Genomic DNA, 23,653 nt, shown 5'->3' with positions numbered 1-23,653 from the left:
CAACCGCGACGACAAGCAGTTCGACTGGGTGGGTTGTGGGTATAGAGTGAACGGCGATAACACGGCTACCAAGTTAGTCGGGTAGAACACCCGTCTACTGGCGAGTCTCGCAGGCGTACCGAAAGCTCTGATTTCTGTGATGACGAGAGACAAACTCTGTAAAACCAGTGACCTCGAGACGGTTGAGTTGTAGTAGGTTCGTTCAAATGGCTGTTTGTGCCTGCCGTGTTTATAACCCCCTGCCTGTTCAAGCAGACAGTGTATGAAACAGAACTACCTTGCTGCCCTGCTCGTCGGTCTGACAGTGCTTGCAGTCGCGCTCACCGGAGCGATGGCTGTTTCGGGTGCTGTGGGTGCCGACTCGGTACAGGAATCAAACGAAAACCAGCAGATATCGGTCGATGCAGTTGGAGACTCTCAGGCACAACCTGACAAAGCGATAATCAACATTGCCCTGCGAGCTGAGGGTGAAGAGGCTGCAGCAATCCGTGATAAGATTGCTGGACAGAGTGCTGAACTCGAAGACGCTTTGGACGAAACGAATGCGGAGTACAAGACGACAAGCTATGAGATTCGCAAGCCATACAGAGAGAAGTCCGACGGACCCGAGCTTGTCGGAGTGCACGGCTTCGAAATTACGGTCGACAACCCGGATGAGGTCGAGAATATTGTCAGTGTCGCAACCGGTGCCGGAGCAGAAGTAACCAATCTTAGAATGACTCTTTCCGAAGAGACGCGCCAAGATCTCCGCGATGAAGCTATCGAGACAGCGATGGATGACGCACGCGACCAAGCGGATACCATCGCAAGCACTAGCGACCTCGTTATTACTGGCGTCACCAATGTTGATGCCGCTCAGCGTCATTATCAGCCCGTCAGCTTCTCTTCGGCACCTGTTGGAGAGGACGGTGCAGGTACTTCGAAAACGAGCATTCAGACCGGCGAGGTCTCTGTATCATACAGCGTTCAGGTTACCTTTGACGCCACATCCTGACCAGACTCAACGAATCACTGAATCGCAAGCAAATTAGCACATACCTGCGTTTCGACGCGTTTCTGTTGGGTAAAAAACTTCTCCGGGCTGGGAATCGCTTACTTCCCTTTGAACTCCGGATCCTCGTCGCTTTGAATCTTCGAGACGCCTTCCATTACGTCTTCAGTCGCAATGAGGTGACCGAAGGCGAACGCTTCGGTTTCGAGTCCGGACTCTGTATCATCGCGACCAGCGAGCATCGCTTTCTTTGCGTACTCCATTGCCAGAGGCGGCCCGGCAGCGAGGTCCGAGGCAAGATCAAGCGCCGCTTCCTCCAGTTCGTCGTTGTCAACAAGCCGGTTGACGAATCCCCAGTCCTGCAACGTCTCGGCGTCGTAGTGGTCTGCTGTGAAAATAATCTCTTTCGCACGGCTTTCACCAATAAGATGTTTCAGCCGTTGGGTCCCGCCCCAGCCGGGCAGAAGTCCGAGATTAAATTCGGGCTGGCCGAAGGTCGACCGTTCGGTTGCCACTCGCATGTCTGCACACGTCGCAAGCTCCATGCCACCACCGAGACAGAATCCGTCAATTGCTGCGACTGTCGGCATCGAGCAAGACTCAAGTTTCCCCCACGCTTCCTGCCCCGCGCGAGAGAGATCTACTGCGTCGATCGGGTTGGCCTTACTTGCCATGCCCATCGCATCAGCACCGGCACTGAACGCACGGTCGCCTGCACCGGTTACAAGAATAGCACGGATATCCTCGTCATCTTCCAGCAGGTCTACTGCCGTACTGAACTCTTCGATCATCTCTAGGCTGACTGTGTTCAGCTGATGGGGACGGTCAAGAACGATATGGCCGACCATCTCTCCGGGGTACTCGATTCGAATGTTCTCGAAGTCGACACCCTCATCCTCGTCGTCTTCACCGTAGAACCCGCCATCCTCGGCAGCAGCACGCAGTCCATCGGAGACCTCGTAGCGACCGTGTCCGGTTTTCTCGTTGTGTGCTTCGAGCGTTTCGACGAGCGTACCAAGACCAGCGTCGTCACAGAGCTTACCGGGGCCGTCGGGCCAGCGGCCGCCGAGCTTGACCGCTTCGTCGATATCTTCGATTGGGGCAACGTCGCCACCGAGAAGCTTTCCGGTTTCGTTGGCCAAGACGGCGTTGAGGCGGTCCTGAACGTCGTCACGACCCGCATCTGCGGGGACATTTGCACCGTCATCCTCGTAATCATAGAACCCTTTCCCAGTTTTCTGGCCTAGGTTCTCGTTGTCAACTTTCTCTTCAAGTAGCGGGCACGGCTCGTACGGTTCACCGAGCACCTCATGCATATATTCGAGAACGTGGTAGGTAACGTCGATACCAACTTGATCGCCAAGTTCGAATGCACCCATCGGGAGTCCGAGGTCGTACTTTGTCGTCGAGTCGACTTCGGCGACTGTCGCGTCACCGTTTTCGACAATCCAGCACGCTTCGTTCATCAGCGGGACAAGAATCCGGTTGACGATGAACCCTGGAACGTCCTTGCGAACGCGAACGGGTGACTTGTCGAAGTCCTCCGCAAGCGCCTCGATTACATCCATCGTCTCGTCAGATGTGTGGTCGCCTCGAATAACTTCAATGAGATCCATCCGAACAGGCGGGTTGAAAAAGTGCATGCCACAGAACTGCTCTGGGCGGTCGGTTGCCTCCGACAGATCAGAGATTGAGAGGCTCGACGTATTTGAAGCGAAAATTGTCTGCTCAGGAGCATGCTCGGATACCTCTTCGTACACGTCCTGTTTGATATCCATATTCTCGACAATTGCTTCGATAACGATATCAGCCTCATCGACTGCCGATTCTACATCGACAACGGGTGTGACACTCTCTTTTGCCTCGTCACGCGTCTCTTCGCTAATGCGGTCTTTCTCTGCTAGCTTGTCCAGACTCCACGCAATCTGTTCGTATCCGTCTTCAACCAGCTCCTCGTTTATATCACGAAGCCGGACTTCATACCCTGCAAGTGCGGCAACCTCGGCGATGCCATGACCCATCGTTCCTGCGCCCAGAACCGTTATGATCTCGATATCCTCCAGTTGCATAGTTCACCTAGTTACTCACACGCACAGGTCATCAACGTTTCCGTTTGCCAAGTAAGAAACTTTTATGAAGTTTATTTAAGTATGCAAATAGTTAATGCTCAGTGTTTGTAACTGTGTTACATGGACTTTGGTCTGACACAAGAACAACAGCAAGTACAGAAGACGGTCCGAGAGTTTGCCGAAAACGAGGTTATTCCGGTTGCCGGCGAGTACGACCGCGAAGAGAAATACCCACACGAGGTCGTCGACAAGGCGGCTGACATGGGATTGACAGGGTCGAACATCCCATTGGAGTACGGCGGTGCGGGCTACTCACCGCTCGAAACGATGCTTGTAACAGAAGAGTTGTTCGCCGCGGACCCGGGGATTGCCCTCTGTATTATCTCAACATCATTCGGGATGGAGAATATCATCGAGTTCGGCACTGAAGAGCAAAAAGAAGAGTATCTCCCACCAGTCGCAAAAGGGGAGGCAATCACTGGCGCTGCAATCAGTGAGCCACACGCTGGGTCTGATGTCTCTTCGATCTCGACGCGCGCAGAGAAAGATGGTGACGAGTGGGTCATCAATGGGAACAAGATGTGGATTACCAACGGCACAGTCGCAGATTACGTTGTTGCCCTCTGTGAGACAGACCCCGACGCAGAGGGTCGTTACAACGGCTTCTCACAGCTTATTATTGAGACGGATCGTGATGGCTTTTCAGCGGAGAAAATCACTGGAAAGCTAGGTATTAGAGCTTCCGACACCGCAGAACTCATCTTAGACGATGTCCGTGTTCCCGAGGAAAATCTTGTGGGCACCCGCGGTGCAGGCTTCCTGCAACAGATGCAGTTTTTCGACGAGACCCGGACCGCTGTGGCGGCACAGGGTGTTGGCATTGCGCGAGGGGCAGCAGAGCGCGCCCTCGATTATGCTGAGGAGCGCGAGCAATTTGGTCGCTCTATCGGCGAGTTTCAGGCAATCCAGCACAAAATTGCCGACATGTTCACGAAAATTGAGGCTGCCCGGACGCTCACGCATAAGGCAGCCTGGGGGCAAGAACACGATAACGACGAGAACCTAACGATGCTTGCGTCGATGGCAAAAGAGTACGGTTCCCGTATTGCTGTTGACGTTGTCGACGAAGCACTCCAGATTCACGGCGGCGCTGGCTTTGTCGATGACTTCGATATCGAACGACTCTATCGCGACGCGAAAATCACCCAGATTTACGAAGGGACGACAGAAATCCAGAAAAACATCATCGCCCGCGAACTGCAGGGCAAAGGTATGGTCTAACTCGGCTCTCTCTTTTTTTTTATCCACACCGGTAGCTACTCAGTCGCTCCTCTCTTTTTAAGTGGCCACAGACGTCCGGGGAATCGTTCATTCGCCTAGGCTTGCTATATTAGGTTGCCGGGTAGTTCCCTGCTTACACATGCCCGGCTAGCTGCGGGCTCCGACTTGTCCGCCGTGCCACCAGCGGTCCAGACTGGTGTCACCTTTTATGTGTTCTTCTAAACTCAGTCGGTGTGTGTCATCGAACTCTGCCCCGGTGGGAGAAACTCCTGAATGAGGTCCGGACTCGCTATCTTCCTGACAAAGGAGTTATCGACAAATTTCTGCTTGAACTCTCTGTAGAGGCGCTTTGCAATGTCGTTTTGGGCGTATTTTCCGGGCTCAACTTCGATGGCTGCCTCTGCTCTCTCGGTGATTACAGCGGGTGGTCCACCGATGACTCGCGTCTCAGGTTCACAAGTCAATCCGACTGCTACCCCAACAGCAGTATCCTCGAAATACGTTCGGTCTCCACGTATCGCAAATCCGCCTTTCTCTAGGTACTCACCACTTTCGGGCGTTTTCGAGACTTGGTCGTGGTTGACCATGTAGACATCGGCTGCAAACTTTCCGCCTTTCCAGATAGAGGAGTACGATACCGCAAACTCCGCGGCTTCCTGTTTTGCCTGGTCGGACACTTCGATACTCTCGTCGTAGGATTCGCTCGGTCCTGTCGCTTTCAGTATCGTCGCTGGACCTCCGTGTGCTTGCGTGTGGAAAAACAGGTCCCCACGGTCGAGATATTTCTTGACAAGCTCTTCGTTCTGGTCGGCGTTTCGTCCCCCAATGACGAGGTACCCGTCGCTGGTATGGAACCACCGGTACGCCTCGTACCACTTCTCGGAAGACCTGATTGGAATCGAGTCGCGCGTGAGCCAATCGACATTTTCGGACTCTTCGTCCGGTTCAGATGTTGATTCGTGGTCATCGACTTCCCACTCCTCCCGTCGTTTTTTGACCGCTTCTAGCTCCTCTCGTGTATTCGCAATTGCCTCCTGTGCACCCTCCTTTTTCCCTTCGATTCGTTTCGCCTCTTTGTATAGCCGGTCAGCATTTTTCTCCACGCCGTCTCGGACTCGGAGCGTTACGTTGTGGTCGCCAACTGAGATGGTTACTGTTCCCTCACTTCCGTCAAGAGAGTTGACTGCTTTGGCCTCCTCAATATCGCGTTCTTTGCCTTCGTCGAACCGTGCTTCGATATCGTCCCAAGGGGTACTCTCGGCACGCGCCTCTCGGACCGTCGTCAGAATCGCATCTACGAGGTCATACTCTGCGTACAGCGCTTCGGCTTTCTCTCGTTCTGTTTCTGCCTGTCTGTCGAAGTTGTCGATAGCGCCTTTCTGCTGTTCGATAATCCGTTCGTTTTTCTCGATTTCTCCCTCAAAATCCGGTCTGTCCGGAGTGCTTTTCGACGGTGTCTCGTCTTCCTCGTCCAGCGTCGTGAAGTACGAATCGAGTGCTTCGGTGAACTGATCGTACTGTTCTCGTTTCAGCGCTTGGTGTTCTTTCAGTGAGACTGGTGTCACATCGACGCAATCTGTGTCTTCGTCGTCATCTTCGCTCTCACCGTCGAAGTAGATTCTGGCATCGAGGTCACCACGGCTGAGACGGGCACTCAAATGCTGGACAGTGTCGTACAATTGACCGTAGTCATCTGTGGTGGCTTCTTTGATATCGAGTGTCTTCTCGACGCCGGCTCGGGTGCAGATTTCTTCTGCCCACAGCCCACCAAAATTCAACTGTGTCGCGAGAGTCCGAACGACATCAGTGTCTGACTGGTCCATCCGCGTGATAAACCCATCTTCCTCGATAGCAAGTGGGTTGAATCTGGCGTCGGGAAAATCGTACTGTGAACCCGGCGCAACAGTCCGTGATTTCAGCCTGACCGTATCGAGACAGTCGACTACTGTTCTCGTTTCGTCGAGGACAGCGATGTTTCCATCACCGAATAACTCCGCAACGATTGTGGTCCGACCATCTTCGCGGTCGAACTCTATCTCGATGATACGGTCGAACTCAAACTGATTAATCCCGACGAGTTCGGCACCTTGCAGTCGGTTCCGGAGCATCATCGCAAAGTTCGGTGGTCGCTCCGGGGCCGGTGGCACACGGTCGGGGTCTGCCACGCGGACGTGTTTTGTCTCACCGATATCGATAAGCAACTCCACTCGCCCGCGGTCGTAGTGGCGGAGCTTCAACCGAACCATGCCATCCTCATAGAGGTACGCCTTGTCGAGGCGTGCGCCCTCGTAGGCGGCGAACTCCCCGACGAACGCCGCAATGTCGACGCTCGTCATTTCCCGCTTAGCTTCCATAACCGTTTTTCCGCGACGGGACTGATAAAGGTGTCACTCGACCCCTGATTGACAGTGCCATCAACTACTGATTATGGCTGAACCTGTTGGTTCATACGAAAGGATTAATGTCAACGCGTTCTAGTCTTTGCGGTATGAGTTTACTTGTCGGGGCATTTGTGAACAAGAGTCAGGGTAACACAGCAGATAATGAGAAACTAACGACCGTTCGCTCTTTTTGCCCAGTTGACCGAGATAATGCTGCCAAACGAATGTCTTACTCGGGATGGGCCGGTCAGCTAATCACCTATCTCGCCGCTGAACGACGGGTCGTAGCTGTGTCTACTGGCGGCGCACTCTTCGTTTTGCTGTTGGTCCCGATGTTGTTGCCATTGATTACATTACATAGCATCGCGACGAGTCTCGCCTCGTACGCGGTTGGGTTGAAAGTCGATACGGACGTGCTTGCGGGGCTAGCGGTCGCTGGTGGCTATCTATCGACAGCAGAAGACGAACTCAACGAAGAACAGACTAGTCTGGCTGCCGAACGTGACGCATTCATTGAGTTTGCTGACGCCGTCGCGTCGATGTCTACTGCGAACCAACCGACCTACGGGACGACAACAGCCAGGGTCTCGAAAACACGTCAGGGTCGGCAACAGCTTGAACAGGTCAAAGAGACATATCACAACACGATTCTGGCTTTGCCCGATTTTCAGAGGGAGTACGACGAGACGCTCTTCGAGCACATCTCTGCCGAATTCGGGTCTGACGTGGCGAGCGTTATCATAAGCGGACATCAGTTCAGTGACCCAGTCAAGCAGTTGCTCGTCGAGCAAGCGAGACAGTCAGCCAAACAACGCCAGAATCTCATCGACTCAGTTCGGTCCGAACAGCGTTCACTTCGAAGAAGTCGCTCGAAACTTGACTCAACACGGTCTTGTCTCAGGTCACACAGCAAGGCCGACCTCCGTGCGTACTCTTTCGATACCCTCGTTGAGACAGAGAGTACACTTCGAGACGCACAGGAGCAGTGTGAATCCGTACTCGAAACACGACAGCAGGATATTCATGCTGCAAACAATCGGTTTAGCTGTCAGGAAGGGTTTTTACAGGAGTATCTCTACAAGGATGCTCCGTTTACGTTCCCGGCGCTTTGTACTGGAATTACGCATATCGAACAACTCGATGAACGTCGGACACTCCTCGCACGAACACTCTCTCAGCGGGGTTGAGATACCGTTTGACTGGACATTCAGTTGCGTCGATACCGGGAAGCGAAAATCATCAGCGAAAAAACCACAAACACGAAACCAATCGCCGGACCGAGAAATACAATCCTTATTAATTCGTGTGCTGCAAAGGCACTCAACCCTCTATCCTGTAGGAAAACCGTTCCGGTAGTAGCCCACAAATAGAACAGCGGTACTGACAGAAAAAATAGCGCAGTTAAGACGGCGACATACTGCTGAATTTGCTTGTCCGGTGTGTTCCAAGCAGTGATGCTCAGTACACATGCCGAACTTATGATCGTCAATGGCCCACCTACAACTACAATAAGACTGGTGATTAAGAAAAAGCCGATCTGCAAAGACATCGCAATTGACACTGATATGATCGATAGAAAGATTGGCCAGATTATAATACCAATTACGTAGCCATAGGGTGGTTTGAGAATCTGGTTCTGGATCAGTGCTCCCGATGGGGGGCCAGGGTTACCAACCCACTTTTCAGGGATCTCTCGTTCCACATTGACAATTATGTTATTCAATTATGGTAAAATAAGGGGCTCAGCGAACTCTGGTCACAGCGTAATCACGGTGTGGGACTCTTCTATGACACCCTCAATGTATGGTGATTCATCAGAGCCGATATGGGTTAAAACGGTGCAGCTGAGGACTCGTCAGGTTCATCGGTTTGCCCACTATCACTCGCCAGTGGCCCGTCCCAACCGGTGATACCAGTTTCGAGACTCTCAACATCTCCATCGAACCCCTCGAACGACGCGATGAGGCGTGCTGCCTTGATACTCGCTTTCCCGTGGGGACAGACTGTGACAACGTGGTCTTCGCCCCGAACTGCCTCGACTTCTTGGGGTAACTGCTGAAAGGGGATGTTCTGGCTTCCGGGGATGTGATGCTGTCTAAACGACATTTGGTTTCGAATATCGACGATGACCGGTTCCTCATCTGTTTCTAGCAGGGGTTCGAGTTCCGACGGGCGTATCTCGTCAACCATGGCTATCCTTTATTTTTGTGCTAGTAAACAACTGACGTTTTAGGTGTTTGTCCCACTGTTTGTCCAGTGCAAACGCTTATTCTCGTGACAGTACTACGCCGTGATGAATGGGTGACAACGCGCTCGATACCGATGAAGTTGCCGCGATTTACGACGAGTTGCTGAAAACCTACGAAAAGCAGTGGGAGTATCAGGGTCATCGCAGTCTCCATCTCGGCTACTACGACGACGACCACGACGAGCCCGGTCCAGCAGCGATGAACACGATGCGAATCCTCTCTGACGCTGCGGACATCTCCAACGGGGACCGGGTTCTCAACATCGGTTGTGGTGCTGGTGAGGACTCCGTCTGGAACGCCCGTGCCCATGATGCGACTGTTGTTGGTATCAATATCTCCGAGGCACAACTTGAGTTGGCCCGTGAGCACGCAAGCAACCACGGCGTCGAGGAGGAAACAGAGTTTCGCTACGATGACTTCCATAAACTTGAGACAATTGCAGATACTTCGATAGATGTCGTCTGGGGGTTAGAAGCGCTTTCACACTCGTCCGACCGACAGAAAGCACTGGCGCAAGCACAGCGGGTACTCGTTGATGACGGGCGTGTGGCGTTTACCGATATCTTCTTGCGCCCAAACGCAGGCCCTCTCTCGGATGAACAAAAAAGTCAGCTAAAACAGATAAACGACGCACTAGGTATCAGAGTTGGGCCGATTACACTGTTTGAGAAAGCGCTAGAAACGACTGGGTATGGAAACATCGAAATCAGGAATATGTCTGGGGGAGTTCTACAGTCGACAAAGCGCCGCAGTCGCTTTTCGAAGGTAGCAAGCCCAGTCGGGCGCGTTCTTGACACACTTGGAAAAGAGTCACCGGTGCAGGTCGAAGCGTTCGAGGCACACTCAAACATACACAACTTTGTCAAAAACGGAGTTATCGGCTACTACCTCATTACTGCCGAGGCATCCGACTGAGACGGAACGCTAACAAACAACCCCTGATACCAGTTGGTATGACAGCACAGTCGTTCTGGGGTCGTATCAGTCAGGACATGCTAGCCGGACTCGCATTTTTCTTGCCACTTCTGTTGCTCACGGTAGTTCTCTATGGGCTTGCGGGACTGTTGCGTGGCGTTGGCTCACAGCTGTATGGGCTTTTGAACATTGCAGGTGTCGAAGGCCCTGTTCACTCTAGCATTGCTATCGGTCTCTCTCTCGTCGTGGTACCACTCGTCTTTGTCGTCTGTGGGGCAGGATTACGGCACAGATACGGGGGACAACTCGGTGACACCGTGGATAGGCTCATTACTCGCGCTCCCGGAGTCGGACCAATCTACAATAGTCTCCGGCGGTCACGGCGAGTCGTGCTCGAAGACGGTAGTGGATTTCGGGACGTAGTCTCGATTGAACTCACAGATGGTGTCGATGTTCTCGCGTTCGTCGTTGGTCGACAAAGCGGAGCTAACTGGACAGATGACGATGAACGTGTGACGGTGTTTGTTCCACTCGCACCGAATCCCACCATTGGTGGGCACTTGCTCGCAGTACGGCAGGGACAGGTCACTGAAACAACTATGTCGGTTCCCGACGCCCTAACAATCTTAGCAACTGTCGGCGCAGGTGGAGACGAGTTGTCTGAGCCACCCGTTTCCGGATTGTACCGTGACGTAGGCGGTACAGACCTCTCTGATACGTAACTGATAATCTAGTCACCCAAGTGTCGGTTGAGCAGCACCAACCCACTTGCCTGCTGTCTGAGTTCAATGCGTTGGTTTCGTGCTTGTGAGGCATAGAGGCCCGTAACTGTTCCCCGTCGTAGTATTCTAATGGGAAACCACTTAGTTTGCTCACCGATACGTTCTGAGCAATGGATATCGTCATTATTGGCGCTGGGGAAGTCGGAACCGCGATAGCCGAGGATTTAGCTCCCAGCCATGATGTTACTATTGTCGACAAGGACCCCGACCGAGCTGAAGACCTGAAATACCAACTCGATGTGCTGACGATGAGCGGCGATGGAACGTCAATGCAAACATTACAGACCGCAGAAACCGAAGACGCAGATCTCTTTATTGCCTGTACTGACGACGACAGAGCAAATCTTATCGCGTGTGGCACCGCGAAGACACTCGGAAGCCCGTTCACGATAGCCCGGACAAAAAGCAACGAGTATCTCAAGACATGGGAACAGAACCGGTCTGCCTTTGGCGTCGATTTCATGGTGTGTTCAGACGTGCTCACCGCCGAGGATATTGTCCGGGTTATCGGGTTACCCGAAGCCATTGACATCGATCCGTTCGCAGGAGGAATCGTCCAGATGGCGGAGTTCGAAATCTGTGAGGAAAGCCCAATCACCGGCCAAACTATTGCAAAAGCAGACCGGTTCGAATCGCTCACCTTTGCTGGCCTATTTCGCGGTGACAATATCTTGATTCCCAGCGGGGAGACGCGTATCAAGGCGGGCGACAGAGCCGTCGTCATTGGAAGCCCTGAGAGTGTCCAGTCGTTTGCCATGGACCTTGCATCAGACAAGACTCCAGGCAGTGCAGACGAGATTGTTATCGTCGGGGGAAGCGACATCGGCTATCACGCCGCTAGATTGCTTGAAGAACGTGGGCTCGAACCGACACTCATCGAAGAGGATAAAGACCGCGCTCGTCATCTTGCCGAGGAGTTACCTGAGACACTCGTGATGCAACACGACCCGGCAGATACGGAGTTCCTGATGCGAGAGCACATCGACGAGGCCGACGTATTACTCGCAGCAATCGATGCCGACGAGCGTGACCTGCTCGTTGCGGTTCTTGCCAAACGTCTTGGCGTTGACCGCGTCGTCGCGACGGTGGACAACTTGCAGTACGTCGACCTTTTCGAAGAAATCGGCATCGATGTCGCTATCAATCCACGCGAGGTGACAGCCGAAGAGATAATCCGATTTAGTTTCGAAAGCGTCGCTGAGAATCTTTCGGTTCTCGAACACGACCAGGCAGAGGTCCTCGAATTTGAACTAGACGCCGACAGCGAACTAGACGAGACTCCGATTCGGGAGTTGGATGCCGAGATTTCTTTCCCTTTTGTCATTGGCGCTGTCACGCGTAACAACAGGCTCATTCCGCCCCGAGGTGAGACAAAACTTCGTGAAGGCGACCACATTGTCGTTTTCGTCGAGACAGAGTACGTGAGCGATCTCACCTGCTTGGCCTGACTGGCACAGTCTGGGTTATCCGAACAAGACGCCGGCTTAGCGAAGAACTCGTCTATCGTAATACTCAAGCCCTTCCCATTGGTCAATTCCTACAGTTACCGACGATTATGACATGGCGAATTGATTGGCGAGCGAGCTTTGGCGTGCTTGGGACGATTCTCACATATCTCGCCTTGACGATGCTGGTTCCGCTGATGGTTTCGGTCGTATATATGGAAGATATCTGGGTTTTTATTCTCTCTATTATCATTACCGTGTTCATTGGTCTCGGACTCAAACGTCTTGACCCTGATCCAGACCTCGGGCCACAGGAAGCACTATTGTTGGTCTCTCTCGCTTGGATAGCTGCTCCAATTGTGGGAACAATTCCATTTTTGCTTGCAGGCATCGGGACGGATTCGACGATTGGATTGCAGACAGGGTCGTTCAACGCTTTGACTACATCGGTTGTCAACGCATTGTTCGAATCGACGAGTGGGTTCACGACGACAGGGGCCACAGTTCTTGGCGATATTAGTCTCGAACAACACTCGCATGCGGTGTTAATGTGGCGACAGCTCACTCAGTGGCTGGGCGGGATGGGAATTATCGTGTTGATGATTGCGATTCTTCCTGAAGTGGCTGTCAACGGTGCCGAGTTGATGCGTTCGGAAGCGCCCGGCCCGGAGCTACAGAAGTTGACGCCGAAAATTGCTGAGACCGCCCGAGCGCTGTGGATTATCTACTTTGGATTTACTGTGTTGCTTGTTGTCATTCTCTATGGACTTCACGTAGCAGGTTTGGCGTTGGGCATAGAGTTAGCCCCCAATATGAACCTCTACAATGCAGTTGCACACGCCTTTACGACGCTCCCAACTGGTGGTTTCTCACCAAAGGCTGACAGCATTGCAGCCTTCTCGGCAATTGTGCAGTGGGTAATCATCCCATTCATGGTTATTGCCGGGGTAAACTTTGCGCTCTTCTGGCACGTTATCCGGGGTGAGGCCGAGTTGCTGTACAAAAACAGTGAGTTCCGAACGTACGCGGGACTTCTTGCTGCGTTGTTTGCAGTGCTTGCATTCTTGCTCTTTGGCGGTGCCGTTCCGAAGACTGACCCCGGTGGTGTAACAAATGGGGCCACCGAGAACGCACTCCGGCAGGCAGCGTTCCAGATTGGGTCGTTGATGAACTCGACCGGATACGCGACTGCCGACTTCGCAGAGTGGGCTGAGGGTGGGACTGAAGCCCAGTTTGTCCTGTTGTTTGCGATGTTCGTCGGTGGTTCAGCAGGGTCGACAGGTGGCGGTGTCAAGGTTATCCGCTGGCTCGTCGTGATGAAAGCTATCCGTCGCGAGCTGTACACGAGTGCCCGACCTGATGTTGTCCAGCCCGTTCGGCTTGGAGGCGATGTCGTCGACGAAGATGCAATACGGGGCATTCTGGTGTTCACACTCCTCTATCTCGCTTTGTTTCTTTTTGCAGCCGTATTCATTATGCTCGACTCCGCCCGCATCGGCGTCAATTTAACTGTGCTTGAGTCAGTCAGTGCTTCACTCGCTACAATTGGGAACATCGGGCCGGGCTTTGGCAAGCTTGGCCCATTCGGGAACTATCTCTTCTTCTCGGACGCATCAAAACTACTGATGGTCGGGCTCATGTGGTTTGGACGACTCGAAATCGTCCCTGTGCTTTCGCTGTTTGTGGTTGGAGTCTCAGACTCCAGTTGATTACTCTTTTACTGTTCTTTTTTCGACAGTTGGGCTTAGCAATGGGGTCCGGACAGGTGCCTACACCCGGCCCCCAAAGTCGGATGTGATGCGACAAAGAAGGAAGTACCGAGAAAGTAAAGTGGCTCTCCCAACAGTATAGCTGCATGAAGAAGCTTCGGCGGAGAGCAGCCTACTACCTGTTTTCTGTATCTATCTTAATACTTGTTGTCTCTGTTGTGTACGATGTCGGAATGAAAACGTTTGAGCCCGGCCCGTACCCGCCTGCCGGTGTCGAGTGGTCACTTGCCCATTCAATGCAAGTTGTCGTTGAGACGTTCACTGCAACAGGATATGGCTCTGACTCGCCATGGATCAGTACTGAGATGAATATCCTGATCGTTCTTTTGGACCTCACAGGCGTCGCGTTATTTTTCCTCGCGCTACCGGCGATTTTGGTCCCACTGTTCCAGAATACACTCTCGCCTTCCGCTCCGACTGCTGTCGATGATGGACTCTCAGACCATATCGTTATCTGTACGTACACCGCTCGTGCAGAAGTCTTGGTCGAAGAACTCCAGTCTAATGAAGTCCCGTATGTCCTCGTCGAACCTGACGACCAGCGCGCACTCGAGTTACAGGAGCAGGGCCACACGGTCGTTCACGCTGAACCACAATCCGTCTCAGATTTGAGGCGCGCAAACATCGGCAGTGCTCGCGCGCTCGTTGCAGATGTGTCAGACCGTATCGATGCTAGCATCGTTCTGGCAACAAAGGAGGCTGCTGAAAGCTGTACCGTGCTCAGTGTCGTCGACGAACCGGGTCACGAGAGTTATCACTCCCTCGCTGGTGCCGACGAGGTTGTCATGCCCCGCAAACTCCTCGGAGAAGGGCTCGCTGGCAAACTCACTACTGCGCTGGATACAGACCTCGGTGACAGCCTCGAAATCGGCGACGATTTCGACGTTATGGAGGTCCCAATTCATCATGGCAGTCCCCTTGCGGGCACAACGCTTGCAGAAAGTAATATCCGGGAGCGATTTGGTGTCTCCGTTATCGGTGCCTGGTTTCGTGGTACGTTCGAGTCGCCACCACCACCCAGCCGTACACTGGACGGCGGGACGGTACTGTTGGTTTCTGGCAACCAAACCCAGATTGAAACGCTTGAACGGGAGCTGCACGCACCCGTCCGAAGCCACTCTCGGAGCGACGTTGTGGTGATCGGACACGGCGAAGTAGGTAAGACTGTCACGAATGCACTTGACAGGACAAACGTTCCCTATACTGTAGTTGACCAAGAGCCAGGCAACGCTGTCGATATCGTCGGTGATGCGACTGACCCCGACGTAATGATAGAAGCAGGTGTACCAAATGCACAGTCAGTTGTACTGACACTGCCCGATGATACGACGACTGAGTTCGCCACACTTGTCGCACGGGACCTAAACGAGGCCGCCGAGGTTGCCGCTCGGTCAAACAGCACCGAAGCGGTCAGAAAGACGTATCGCGCTGGTGCAGACTACGTGCTCTCGCTTTCAACTGTGAGTGGACGTGCTATCGCCTCGGTACTTCTCGAAGGGAGTGAAACTCTTTCTCAAGGGCAGGCTGTACAGATACTCAAAACAACGGCACCCGTACTCTCGGGTGAGACACTGGCTACTGCAGATGTTCGCGAACAAACCGGCTGTACTGTCGTCGCCGTGGAACGGAGTGAGACAGTAATAACAGAACTGGAGCCACAATTCCAGTTTGAATCGAGTGATACGCTGGTCATTGCCGGGACAGACGAGGGGACGAACGTATTTATCGAGCAGTATACCTGATCGCGTGGGGTTTTGTAATACGCCTTACTGCTCGACACGCTAGGATTTTCCCGCGAATGCTTCAAGGACTCTGTCAACTTCGCCACCACGTGAAAGGACCGTCACGATATCGTCGGTTTCGATTGTTGTCTCACCGTGTGGTGTGAGTACCTGGTCGTCGCGTTCGATAGCAATGACAAGGGCCTCACTCGGCAAAACGTCCACCCGAGCAAGTTCTTCGATGGTGCGTCCGTTTACTGGGGCTTCATTTCTTACAGTAATCTCGATTACATTGGCGTTGCCAGTCAGACTGATAAAGTTCGTCGCATCTCTGGTTACCTGCTGGTCGTCGGGGCCAAACGGCGCGTACGGACTGTCTGATTCGTTCTGGACTAGATGTTCGTCTTCGATATCAATACCGAGTTTCGAAACAGTTCCAGAGATTCTCCGTAGGTCGTCTGTGTCGTTGCCGACCGCCAACACGTGAAGATTTCGCCGACCAGTCATTAGCTCCCGCACGTTCACGACGCCGGGTATGGCACGTGTTTCGTGGGCCAATGTCTCTCGTTCATCGACAGGGACCGTACAGATATATAGGTTAGTCAGGCGTCCATTTGCCTGCTCAAAATCAATTTGTGCTGTGTACCCTCGAATGATACCTTGTTCCTCTAGCTGAGCAATCCGATTCCGGATTGTCGCGGGCGAGACATTCATCTCCTCTGCAATTGCGGGAGCAGATGGACTCCGAGCATCTGTCATGAGCGTGTAGAGAATGTGTTTGTCGATGTCATCTAGATGGTGAGCCATACCGGTATTTCTTATAACTACTACATTATACAATCGTTATAGATATCTCGCTTTCATTGAGTATACTGCAATGCGATTCCCTAAACAAAAATTAAACCACTCTCTATTGTTGAATCGGAAATCTATCCGGAAGTATTTTCATTAATCCACGGATATTGAGGAACATGAGCGAAGAGGAGTTAGCCAAAGACCTTGGGCTACTATCGGCGATGATGATCGGAATCGGGACGATGATCGGCGCTGGTATCTTCGTCCTGCCAGGCGTTGCTTCGCAGGAAGCTGGCCCGATGGTTATTCTCTCTTTTGTTATCGGCGGCGTAATTGCGATGATTAATGCACTTTCCGTATCCGAACTCGGTACTGCGATGCCAAAAGCCGGTGGTGGCTACTACTACGTCAACCGTGGTCTCGGCCCACTGTTTGGATCGATTTCTGGGATGGGTGACTGGATGGGGCTCGCTTTTGCATCGGCGTTTTATTGCATCGGTTTTGGCGGGTATCTCGCGGACCTTCTCGGTGATATAACATTCTCTCTTCCTGCAGTTGGGTCGGTGTACCTGATTCCGACATTTGACCTTGTTTTCCTTGAAATTTCACAGACACAAGTTGGGGCGGTGATAGCAGGTGTTATTTTCGTCGGTGTCAACTATCTCGGGGCAAAAGAGACTGGGGGGATTCAGACAGTCATTGTTCTCACGTTGCTTTCGATACTCACAGTCTTCGCTATCACGGGATGGTTTTCCTTTGACTGGGGAACTCTCACGCAGGATGGGCTGGCTCCCGACGAGGCAGGGGGTTACGGTGCAGTCCTTCCGGCAACGGGCGTCGTGTTTGTCTCGTTTCTCGGGTATGCAAAAATAGCGACAGTTGCTGAAGAGTTGAAAAATCCCGGTCGGAATTTACCCATTGCTGTCGTCGGTAGCGTCGGTATTGTTACTGCGATATACGCGATTCTGGTCGGTATTATGATTGGTGTTGTTCCTTGGGATACACTGGACCAGACAGTTCCTGTCTCTCAGGTTGCAGAAGTAACGTTCGAAGGGTGGCCTGTGTTGTCTGTCGTCGGTGTTACTCTCATGACATTCGCAGCGATGCTTGCGACTGCGTCGTCGGCAAATGCGTCGATTCTCTCTTCTGCACGGATTAACTTCGCAATGGGGCGAGACGAGATTGTGCCAAACTGGCTCAACAGGATACATCCAAACTTTGCCACGCCGTACCGCTCAATTCTGGTAACGGGTGTGATGATACTGGTGTTTATTATCTTCCTTGGCAGTGACCTCAAGGTACTCTCGACAGCGGCAAGCGTGCTTCACCTTATCGTCTACACGTTGATGAATCTCGCTCTCATCGCGTTTCGCGAGGGGAACGTCTCAGATTACGACCCCGATTTCCGGGTTCCACTGTACCCTGTGACACCGATTCTTGGGGCGCTGTTCTCGTTTGGGCTAATCTACTTTATCCAGTGGGAAGCCCAACTGTTGAGTGGGCTGTTCGTTGCCGGTGCCGTTGCGTGGTATTTCCTCTATGCACGCGGGAAAACAGAAGTCGAAGGTGTTGCCGGACAGTATATCCGGGACCGTTCCGATGAGATGCCGGATTTGGCTGTCTCGGCCGCCAAAGCAGTGTCACCGCAGTCGGCCGCTACAGACAACATCATGGTCCCGGTTTCAAACCCTGAGACAGAAGATGAGCTCCTAGCCATTGCCTGTACACTGGCAAACCAAAACGACGGCGTCGTCCACGCAGTCCATGTTGTTGATGTACCAGACCAGACGGCGCTCGATTACGCATCTGACCGGTTGCAAGAACTTGGCGACGAATCCGAGGAGTTACTTGAAAACGCCAGACAGACTGCTGAAAGCTACGATGCTTCGGTCGAGACACATACTGTGTTCTCACACCGCCCGTTTGACGAGATTTTCTCGTCGGCAAAACGCCTTGATGCAAGTACCGTCGTTCTTGGCTGGTCGCCGAACAGACCTTGGACAAGCGGACGGACTGGTGGCGGACTGGAAGAACTCACGATGGACCTTCCCTGTGATTTCCTCGTGTTCAAAGACCGTGGGTTCGACCCAGCGAACATTCTGTTACCGACCGCCGGTGGCCCGGACTCCGGACTAAGTGCAGAAGTGGCGAAAGCGATGCGTGAAACCCACGATTCAACGGTGTCTATTCTCCATGTTGTCGGAGCGGAAGCCGAACGTGACAAGGCAACTGACTTCATCGGCGACTGGGCCACGGACCACGGACTTGACGACGCGAATCTGTTAGTCGAGACCGACGGAGAGACCGAAGCCGCTATCGAACGACACGCAAGCGACCACAGCATGGTCTTGATTGGGGCAACGAGTCGAGGATTGCTTACCCGTCTCGTCAGTAACTCACTGGTCTTTGATGTTGTTGATGATGTTGAGTGTTCGGTGATGCTTTCAGAGCGACCCACCAACCGCTCGCTTCGGGAGCGTCTCTTGGGGCGTCGCTCAGATAACCGAACAGACATGTCCGTGGAAATGAATTCCGAAGAATCGACGACCGACGACTAACACAGAGGCAAAGTTACTCTGCCTGGTTTAGAAACAGCTCTCGATTAGCGTCTGTAACTGAGAGAATATGTGGTTGTACGCGGTTTATGCCCACTCCATATAACCGCACTTGCCACAGTGGAGTCGGTCGCCGTGGTCTGCAAGGAACGAGTCACCGCATCGCTGACACTGTTCGTTTTCTGTCGACCCATTGTCGTCGTATAGCTCGTAGTGTGCCATCTTATGCTTCCTCCGCTTCTTCGGCTTCTGCTCCTTCCTCAAGGTCAATCTTATTCCGGTTGAGCATGTGGTCCTGCTCGACGTCTCGGGCGATTTCCGGTGCTTCATAGACTTTCGCCTGACCCATGGTCTTGCGCATTCCGAACTTCGTGTTTAGCTCACGGACCACAACTTCTTTCGAGTCCTTGTTTAGCTTTGCTGCGAGGGAGTCTCGGACGGACAACCGCTCGGGTGTCGCCTCTTCGTGGGTCATCTCGAAGCTCACGTCTTTCCTGTGCAACATCGGATTCTCGTCTTCGTCGAGTATCGTGATGTCCATAGTCTTACCTTACGTTCGCACTATTTACCCTAAAAGGATTTCGAAGCGCCGGGCCCGATGTCGGCGAGTCTCCCCGGTTATCCAGATGAGCAGCCGATTTTACGAGTCTCGACTGTACAGAACTTCGGCTTCCATCCACATCACAGTTTCATCGTCTCCGTTCTGTGTCTCTATCTCCTGAGTGACGATTCCTCTGTGCTCGTCCCATGGCTCTGTCTCGCCAAACGTAAGACGGACCGAGAGTGTATCTCCCGGCGTTACTGGTGTTTCCCACCGGAGCCCGTTGAGACCCGGTGAGCCAAGCGTCTCGGCGTCCTGTAGGTACTCCTTAACGAGCATTCGCATTGTCACAGCCGCAGTGTGCCAGCCACTGGCGATGACCGTCTCGTATGGCGCGTGATGGTCGTCGCCTAGATGGAATGGCTGTGGGTCGTACTGCGTGGCGAATTCAAGTATCTCGTCACGACTCATTTGATAGGTGCCAAACTCACGAGTCTCACCCGGCGTCACGTCCTCGAAGGTATGCATAGCAGTAGCTCCGGGAGCAAAAGACAAGTAGACACCGCTCCGGAAAGGAGTTACCGCCGGTAGCGCCCGACAAGCCCAAACACGGCAAGTGCGGCGACGGCTGCGCCAACTGCAAAGCCTGCTCCGTCGTCGTCCGAGCTATCTTCACCCTCCGGAGTCATCGTTTCGGTCGGTGCGGGGGTGGTCTCGTCCATCGGTGTCTCTGTTGAGGTCGGCGTCGCTGTTGCCGTCCCGTCTGAGGTCGACGTTGCTGTCGGTGTCGGTGATGGTGTCGGTGTCGGTGTAGCGTCGAGTTCAGCCATTGCGTCCGGGTGGAGCGCTTCGGCCATTGTCTCTAGTGCGATAACGTTCCGTGGGCCGTGCTGACTGATGTAGTTCGGGTTAACTCTGATAATCTGGTCTTCTTTGACTGCAGTCGACTCCTGAATCGCGGTCACATCAGGAATTGAAGCTCCTTCGGAGAGAATGAGCCATTCTGGGTCGTTATTGATGATAACTTCCTCACTGATCTGGAAGTAACTCGGTTTGTCAGCTTCCAGTGCGATGTTGTCTCCGCCTGCCATTGTGATGAGCTCGTTTTCGAGTGTCCCCTCACCAACGGTGAATGGGAATCCGAGGTCGTAGTACACAGACGGATTCTCTTCGTCAGAGACGGCCTGCTCGATTTCAGTTATTCGCTGCCGCGTCTCTTCGACCGTCTCGGTCGCGCCCTCACAGGCACCGACGAGCTGTCCCATACGTTCGACTTCGGTCAGCATGTCATCGACCGAGCCCATCAGCGGTGTCTGGTAGACCGTCAGACCTGCATCACGCAGCTGTTGGATGGAGTCTTCAGGCGTAATGCTGGCTGCAATAACGAGGTCCGGCTCCAGTGAGACGACTTCTTCTTGAACTGGAATGCCCTGCTGGTCGACAACGTGTGTCCGCTCCTCACTGCCGTCGAGATACGACGTATACGGATTCACCGGCATCCCGATGACTTTCTCTTGTGCACCAATCTCCCACATGTGCTGTGCGTTATTCGGTGCGAGGACCACAACTTCTTGCGGTTCCTCTTCGAGGGTTATTGCCTGTCCGCTGTTGTCTTCGAGTTCAACGGGGAACTCACATGATGCTTGTGTCGTCGCTGTTCCACTTTCAGTAGCAGCTACGCCCCCAGCTACAACACTACCGAGGAGAGCAACTACCAACATAACAATAACTGTTCGCTTCATACCACCCGCTCGGAGCTTATGCAACAAATATTTACCTAAAGCAAATCGAGTTGAGATTAATGCGTACAGCGACCCGAACGCTGCTCTGGTCGGGTGGACTCTTTGTTCTCTTGTGTGCGACAGTCCTTGTGAGTGCAGCGTTGGGGCCGGTTAGAATTGATATACTTACAGTCGCTCGAGCAACACTCAATACACTGGCGGTACCCTCTGGAATCTCCGTCGGGTTCGATACGGCCACAACGGCAGGGGTTGACATCCCGTTCCCGACGCTTGATATTGCCTATACGGGATTTTTCACGTTTGATGTGCCGACCACTGCACAGATAATCGTGAGCGATATCCGCCTCCCACGGATTCTACTTGGGGCTATCGTCGGCTTTGTTCTTGCGACGGCAGGGACAGTCATGCAAGGGTTCTTTCGAAACCCGATGGCTGACCCGTCGATTATCGGGGTATCTTCGGGAGCTGCGGTTGGTGCAGTGGCTGTTATCGCGTTTTCGTTGACGATACCACTACAGGTTGCTGCGTTCATCAGTTCACTTGTGACCGCGTTTGCTGTGTATATTATCGCGACGAACAACGGACGCACACCGGTTGCAACTCTCTTGCTTTCGGGGGTTGCAGTCCAGACGTTCCTTGGATCTATCATTTCGTATATGCTGCTTCAGTCTGGCGAGAGTCTAGAGCAGGCCGTGTACTGGATGATGGGACACCTCTCAAACAGCCGCTGGAGTGAGGTCGAAATTACGCTCCCATTCGCTATCATCCTGTTTATTGCGCTACTTGCCTACGCTCGTGATCTGAACGTCATGCTTCTTGGAGAGGAAGACGCACAATCATTAGGTATCAATGTCGAACGAACCAAACGGTTGCTTCTTGGCGGCTCAGCCGTTATTACCGCTGCTGGCGTCGCAGTAGCAGGCGTAATCGGGTTTGTCGGCCTTATTGTCCCGCACATGATGCGGCTGGTCGTTGGGCCAGACCACCGCATACTGATACCGACAAGCGCGCTTTCTGGCGCAACGTTTCTCGTCCTCGCTGACACGCTCGCCCGGGCAGGTCCTGCTGAGGTGCCTGTCGGTATTGTTACGTCAGCCGTCGGTGCGCCATTCTTCCTGTTGTTACTCCGAAAACGGGAGGTACACTCACTATGATTCGAGTTGACGGTGTCGAACTTGCATACGGTGACGTACAGGTACTTAATGGAATCAATATGCAAATCGAGCCCGGTGAGCTCGTTGCTATTGTCGGCCCAAATGGAGCTGGCAAAACTACGCTTCTTCGAACGATAAACGGGATTCTCAAGCCAGATCGGGGCGAAGTTCTGTTGGACACAAAACGGATTCGAGACACCGGTTCAAAGGAGGTGAGTCGAAAACTTGCGACAGTCCCACAGGATACGCACATCGGCTTTTCGTTCTGTGCTGAGGATGTTGTCGAGATGGGACGTACGCCACATCGCTCACGGCTTGACTGGTCTGATGATGGCGATCCCGTGACTGAAGCGCTTGAGCGAACTGAGACGACACATCTCCGTGAGCGTAACGTCGATGATCTTAGTGGCGGGGAACGACAGCGGATACTCCTTGCTCGTGCGCTTGCACAGGAGCCTAAAGCATTGCTGCTCGACGAGCCGACCGCAAGTCTCGATATCAACCACCAAGTGCGCGTGTTGAGCCTCGTCGAGGAGTTAGTCAAAGAAGGCAGGGCGGCACTCGCAGCCATTCATGATCTCGACTTGGCGGCTCGGTACTGTGACCGGCTTTTTTTGCTCCATAACGGAAGCATCGCTGCCCGTGGCACGCCCGAGTCGGTCCTCCGTGACCCAATGCTCGCCGCGGCGTTCGAAACAGAGACAGCTGTCACACAGAATCCGGTCACTGGAACGCCGACAGTGGCAGCAGTCACCGGTCGTGATGACCGAAGCAAGCACGTTCACATTGCTGGTGGCGGCGAAGGAGCAGCTGTGGCGGTCCGGTCGCTCTGGCAGGACGGATATGATGTTACGGTTGGACCTGCACCCAACGGTGATGTTGTGACAGATCTGGCTCGAGAACTCGACATTAAAACGGTAACGGCACCGGCGTTCTCAAAGCCTGACGAAACGACAAGACGGGCTGCAATCGACACCGCACGCGAGGCGGATGCAGTGGTCATAACTGAAGGGCCGGGAAGTAAACTGGTTGCTGGGGCGGTTGAGACCACAAAAACTGTTGAAACGAACCTTGGCAGCGCCGGCACGGAAGTCGCTCGCGTCGACGGTGGAAACACCACTGCTGTCCGAACTGAAGCCGCCCTCATTAAGCGGGTTTCGACGGTTGTTGACGTCTGACACCCGATCTCGGAAACTGGAAAGAAGCGTGCTACATAAATAGCTCCTCTCCAAGAATATAGATATGTTTAGTGGGTTTTCATCG

The 23,653-nt window shown here is 53.3% G+C and carries 20 protein-coding genes; 11 read left to right on the top strand and 9 right to left on the bottom strand.

Annotated elements, in window-relative coordinates; translation table 11 throughout:
- The first annotated feature begins 262 nt into the window (after window positions 1–262).
- The gene (locus tag N5098_RS08750) at window positions 263–994 is read left to right on the top strand and encodes an SIMPL domain-containing protein (RefSeq protein WP_267637406.1); all 732 of its coding nucleotides are present in this window, start codon (window positions 263–265) and stop codon (window positions 992–994) included.
- Between the two features lie 98 nt (window positions 995–1,092).
- On the opposite strand, the gene N5098_RS08745 is transcribed toward N5098_RS08750, so the two are convergent.
- Window positions 1,093–3,060: a 3-hydroxyacyl-CoA dehydrogenase/enoyl-CoA hydratase family protein gene (locus N5098_RS08745; RefSeq protein WP_267637404.1), complete on the bottom strand. Its 1,968-nt coding sequence runs from the start codon at window positions 3,058–3,060 to the stop codon at window positions 1,093–1,095.
- Window positions 3,061–3,180: 120 nt separating this feature from the next.
- Between N5098_RS08745 and N5098_RS08740 the strand changes: the two genes are divergently transcribed.
- Window positions 3,181–4,341: an acyl-CoA dehydrogenase family protein gene (locus N5098_RS08740; protein ID WP_267637403.1), complete on the top strand. Its 1,161-nt coding sequence runs from the start codon at window positions 3,181–3,183 to the stop codon at window positions 4,339–4,341.
- Window positions 4,342–4,565: 224 nt separating this feature from the next.
- On the opposite strand, the gene rqcH is transcribed toward N5098_RS08740, so the two are convergent.
- Window positions 4,566–6,695, bottom strand: coding sequence for a ribosome rescue protein RqcH (gene rqcH, locus N5098_RS08735; protein WP_267637401.1), 2,130 nt, complete (start codon window positions 6,693–6,695; stop codon window positions 4,566–4,568).
- Window positions 6,696–6,829: 134 nt separating this feature from the next.
- Here rqcH and N5098_RS08730 point away from each other — a divergent pair, with 134 nt between their 5' ends.
- Window positions 6,830–7,909 carry a DUF7260 family protein gene (locus N5098_RS08730; protein WP_267637400.1) on the top strand — a complete coding sequence of 360 codons (1,080 nt, stop codon included), beginning with the start codon at window positions 6,830–6,832 and terminating at the stop codon, window positions 7,907–7,909.
- Between the two features lie 20 nt (window positions 7,910–7,929).
- On the opposite strand, the gene N5098_RS08725 is transcribed toward N5098_RS08730, so the two are convergent.
- Complete coding sequence (locus N5098_RS08725; RefSeq protein ID WP_267637399.1) at window positions 7,930–8,424, bottom strand: hypothetical protein; 495 nt, start codon at window positions 8,422–8,424, stop codon at window positions 7,930–7,932.
- 128 nt (window positions 8,425–8,552) lie between these two features.
- Window positions 8,553–8,912, bottom strand: coding sequence for a rhodanese-like domain-containing protein (locus N5098_RS08720; protein ID WP_267637398.1), 360 nt, complete (start codon window positions 8,910–8,912; stop codon window positions 8,553–8,555).
- 107 nt (window positions 8,913–9,019) lie between these two features.
- Between N5098_RS08720 and N5098_RS08715 the strand changes: the two genes are divergently transcribed.
- The 5 genes from N5098_RS08715 to N5098_RS08695 all read left to right on the top strand — a co-directional run bounded on the left by N5098_RS08715 (window position 9,020) and on the right by N5098_RS08695 (window position 15,624).
- Window positions 9,020–9,886, top strand: a complete 867-nt coding sequence (locus N5098_RS08715) for an SAM-dependent methyltransferase (protein WP_267637397.1) — start codon at window positions 9,020–9,022, stop codon at window positions 9,884–9,886.
- A gap of 38 nt (window positions 9,887–9,924) precedes the next feature.
- Complete coding sequence (locus N5098_RS08710) at window positions 9,925–10,608, top strand: DUF502 domain-containing protein (RefSeq protein WP_267637396.1); 684 nt, start codon at window positions 9,925–9,927, stop codon at window positions 10,606–10,608.
- A 170-nt stretch (window positions 10,609–10,778) separates the two neighbouring features.
- A complete protein-coding gene (trkA, locus tag N5098_RS08705) occupies window positions 10,779–12,116 on the top strand; it encodes a Trk system potassium transporter TrkA (protein ID WP_267637395.1) in 1,338 nt (445 codons plus the stop codon).
- Window positions 12,117–12,223: 107 nt separating this feature from the next.
- A complete protein-coding gene (locus N5098_RS08700; protein WP_267637394.1) occupies window positions 12,224–13,822 on the top strand; it encodes a TrkH family potassium uptake protein in 1,599 nt (532 codons plus the stop codon).
- Window positions 13,823–13,968: 146 nt separating this feature from the next.
- The gene (locus N5098_RS08695) at window positions 13,969–15,624 is read left to right on the top strand and encodes a potassium channel family protein (RefSeq protein WP_267637393.1); all 1,656 of its coding nucleotides are present in this window, start codon (window positions 13,969–13,971) and stop codon (window positions 15,622–15,624) included.
- 39 nt (window positions 15,625–15,663) lie between these two features.
- Here N5098_RS08695 and N5098_RS08690 read toward each other — a convergent pair whose 3' ends face one another.
- Window positions 15,664–16,410, bottom strand: coding sequence for an Lrp/AsnC family transcriptional regulator (locus N5098_RS08690; RefSeq protein WP_267637392.1), 747 nt, complete (start codon window positions 16,408–16,410; stop codon window positions 15,664–15,666).
- Window positions 16,411–16,574: 164 nt separating this feature from the next.
- Here N5098_RS08690 and N5098_RS08685 point away from each other — a divergent pair, with 164 nt between their 5' ends.
- Window positions 16,575–18,956 carry an amino acid permease gene (locus tag N5098_RS08685; protein WP_267637391.1) on the top strand — a complete coding sequence of 794 codons (2,382 nt, stop codon included), beginning with the start codon at window positions 16,575–16,577 and terminating at the stop codon, window positions 18,954–18,956.
- An 84-nt stretch (window positions 18,957–19,040) separates the two neighbouring features.
- On the opposite strand, the gene N5098_RS08680 is transcribed toward N5098_RS08685, so the two are convergent.
- The 4 genes from N5098_RS08680 to N5098_RS08665 all read right to left on the bottom strand — a co-directional run bounded on the left by N5098_RS08680 (window position 19,041) and on the right by N5098_RS08665 (window position 21,236).
- Entirely contained in the window at window positions 19,041–19,175 is a 135-nt protein-coding gene (locus N5098_RS08680; protein ID WP_267637390.1) for a 30S ribosomal protein S27ae, read from the bottom strand.
- Between the two features lies 1 nt (window position 19,176).
- Complete coding sequence (locus N5098_RS08675) at window positions 19,177–19,494, bottom strand: 30S ribosomal protein S24e (protein WP_267637389.1); 318 nt, start codon at window positions 19,492–19,494, stop codon at window positions 19,177–19,179.
- A 99-nt stretch (window positions 19,495–19,593) separates the two neighbouring features.
- Window positions 19,594–20,022, bottom strand: a complete 429-nt coding sequence (locus N5098_RS08670) for a MaoC/PaaZ C-terminal domain-containing protein (RefSeq protein WP_267637387.1) — start codon at window positions 20,020–20,022, stop codon at window positions 19,594–19,596.
- A gap of 50 nt (window positions 20,023–20,072) precedes the next feature.
- Window positions 20,073–21,236 (bottom strand): PGF-CTERM-anchored ABC transporter substrate-binding protein, encoded by a 1,164-nt coding sequence (locus tag N5098_RS08665; RefSeq protein WP_267637386.1) that lies wholly within the window; start codon window positions 21,234–21,236, stop codon window positions 20,073–20,075.
- Between the two features lie 59 nt (window positions 21,237–21,295).
- Here N5098_RS08665 and btuC point away from each other — a divergent pair, with 59 nt between their 5' ends.
- Complete coding sequence (btuC, locus tag N5098_RS08660; protein WP_267637385.1) at window positions 21,296–22,390, top strand: vitamin B12 ABC transporter permease BtuC; 1,095 nt, start codon at window positions 21,296–21,298, stop codon at window positions 22,388–22,390.
- Window positions 22,387–23,568 (top strand): heme ABC transporter ATP-binding protein, encoded by a 1,182-nt coding sequence (locus tag N5098_RS08655; protein WP_267637384.1) that lies wholly within the window; start codon window positions 22,387–22,389, stop codon window positions 23,566–23,568. The genes btuC and N5098_RS08655 overlap by 4 nt, the downstream gene beginning before the upstream one ends.
- Window positions 23,569–23,653 lie beyond the last annotated feature (85 nt).

It is taken from the genome of Halovenus rubra (genome assembly GCF_026586665.1).
Classification (GTDB): Archaea; Halobacteriota; Halobacteria; order Halobacteriales; family Haloarculaceae; genus Halovenus; species Halovenus rubra.
This window is presented reverse-complemented; position numbering and strand designations above follow the sequence as displayed.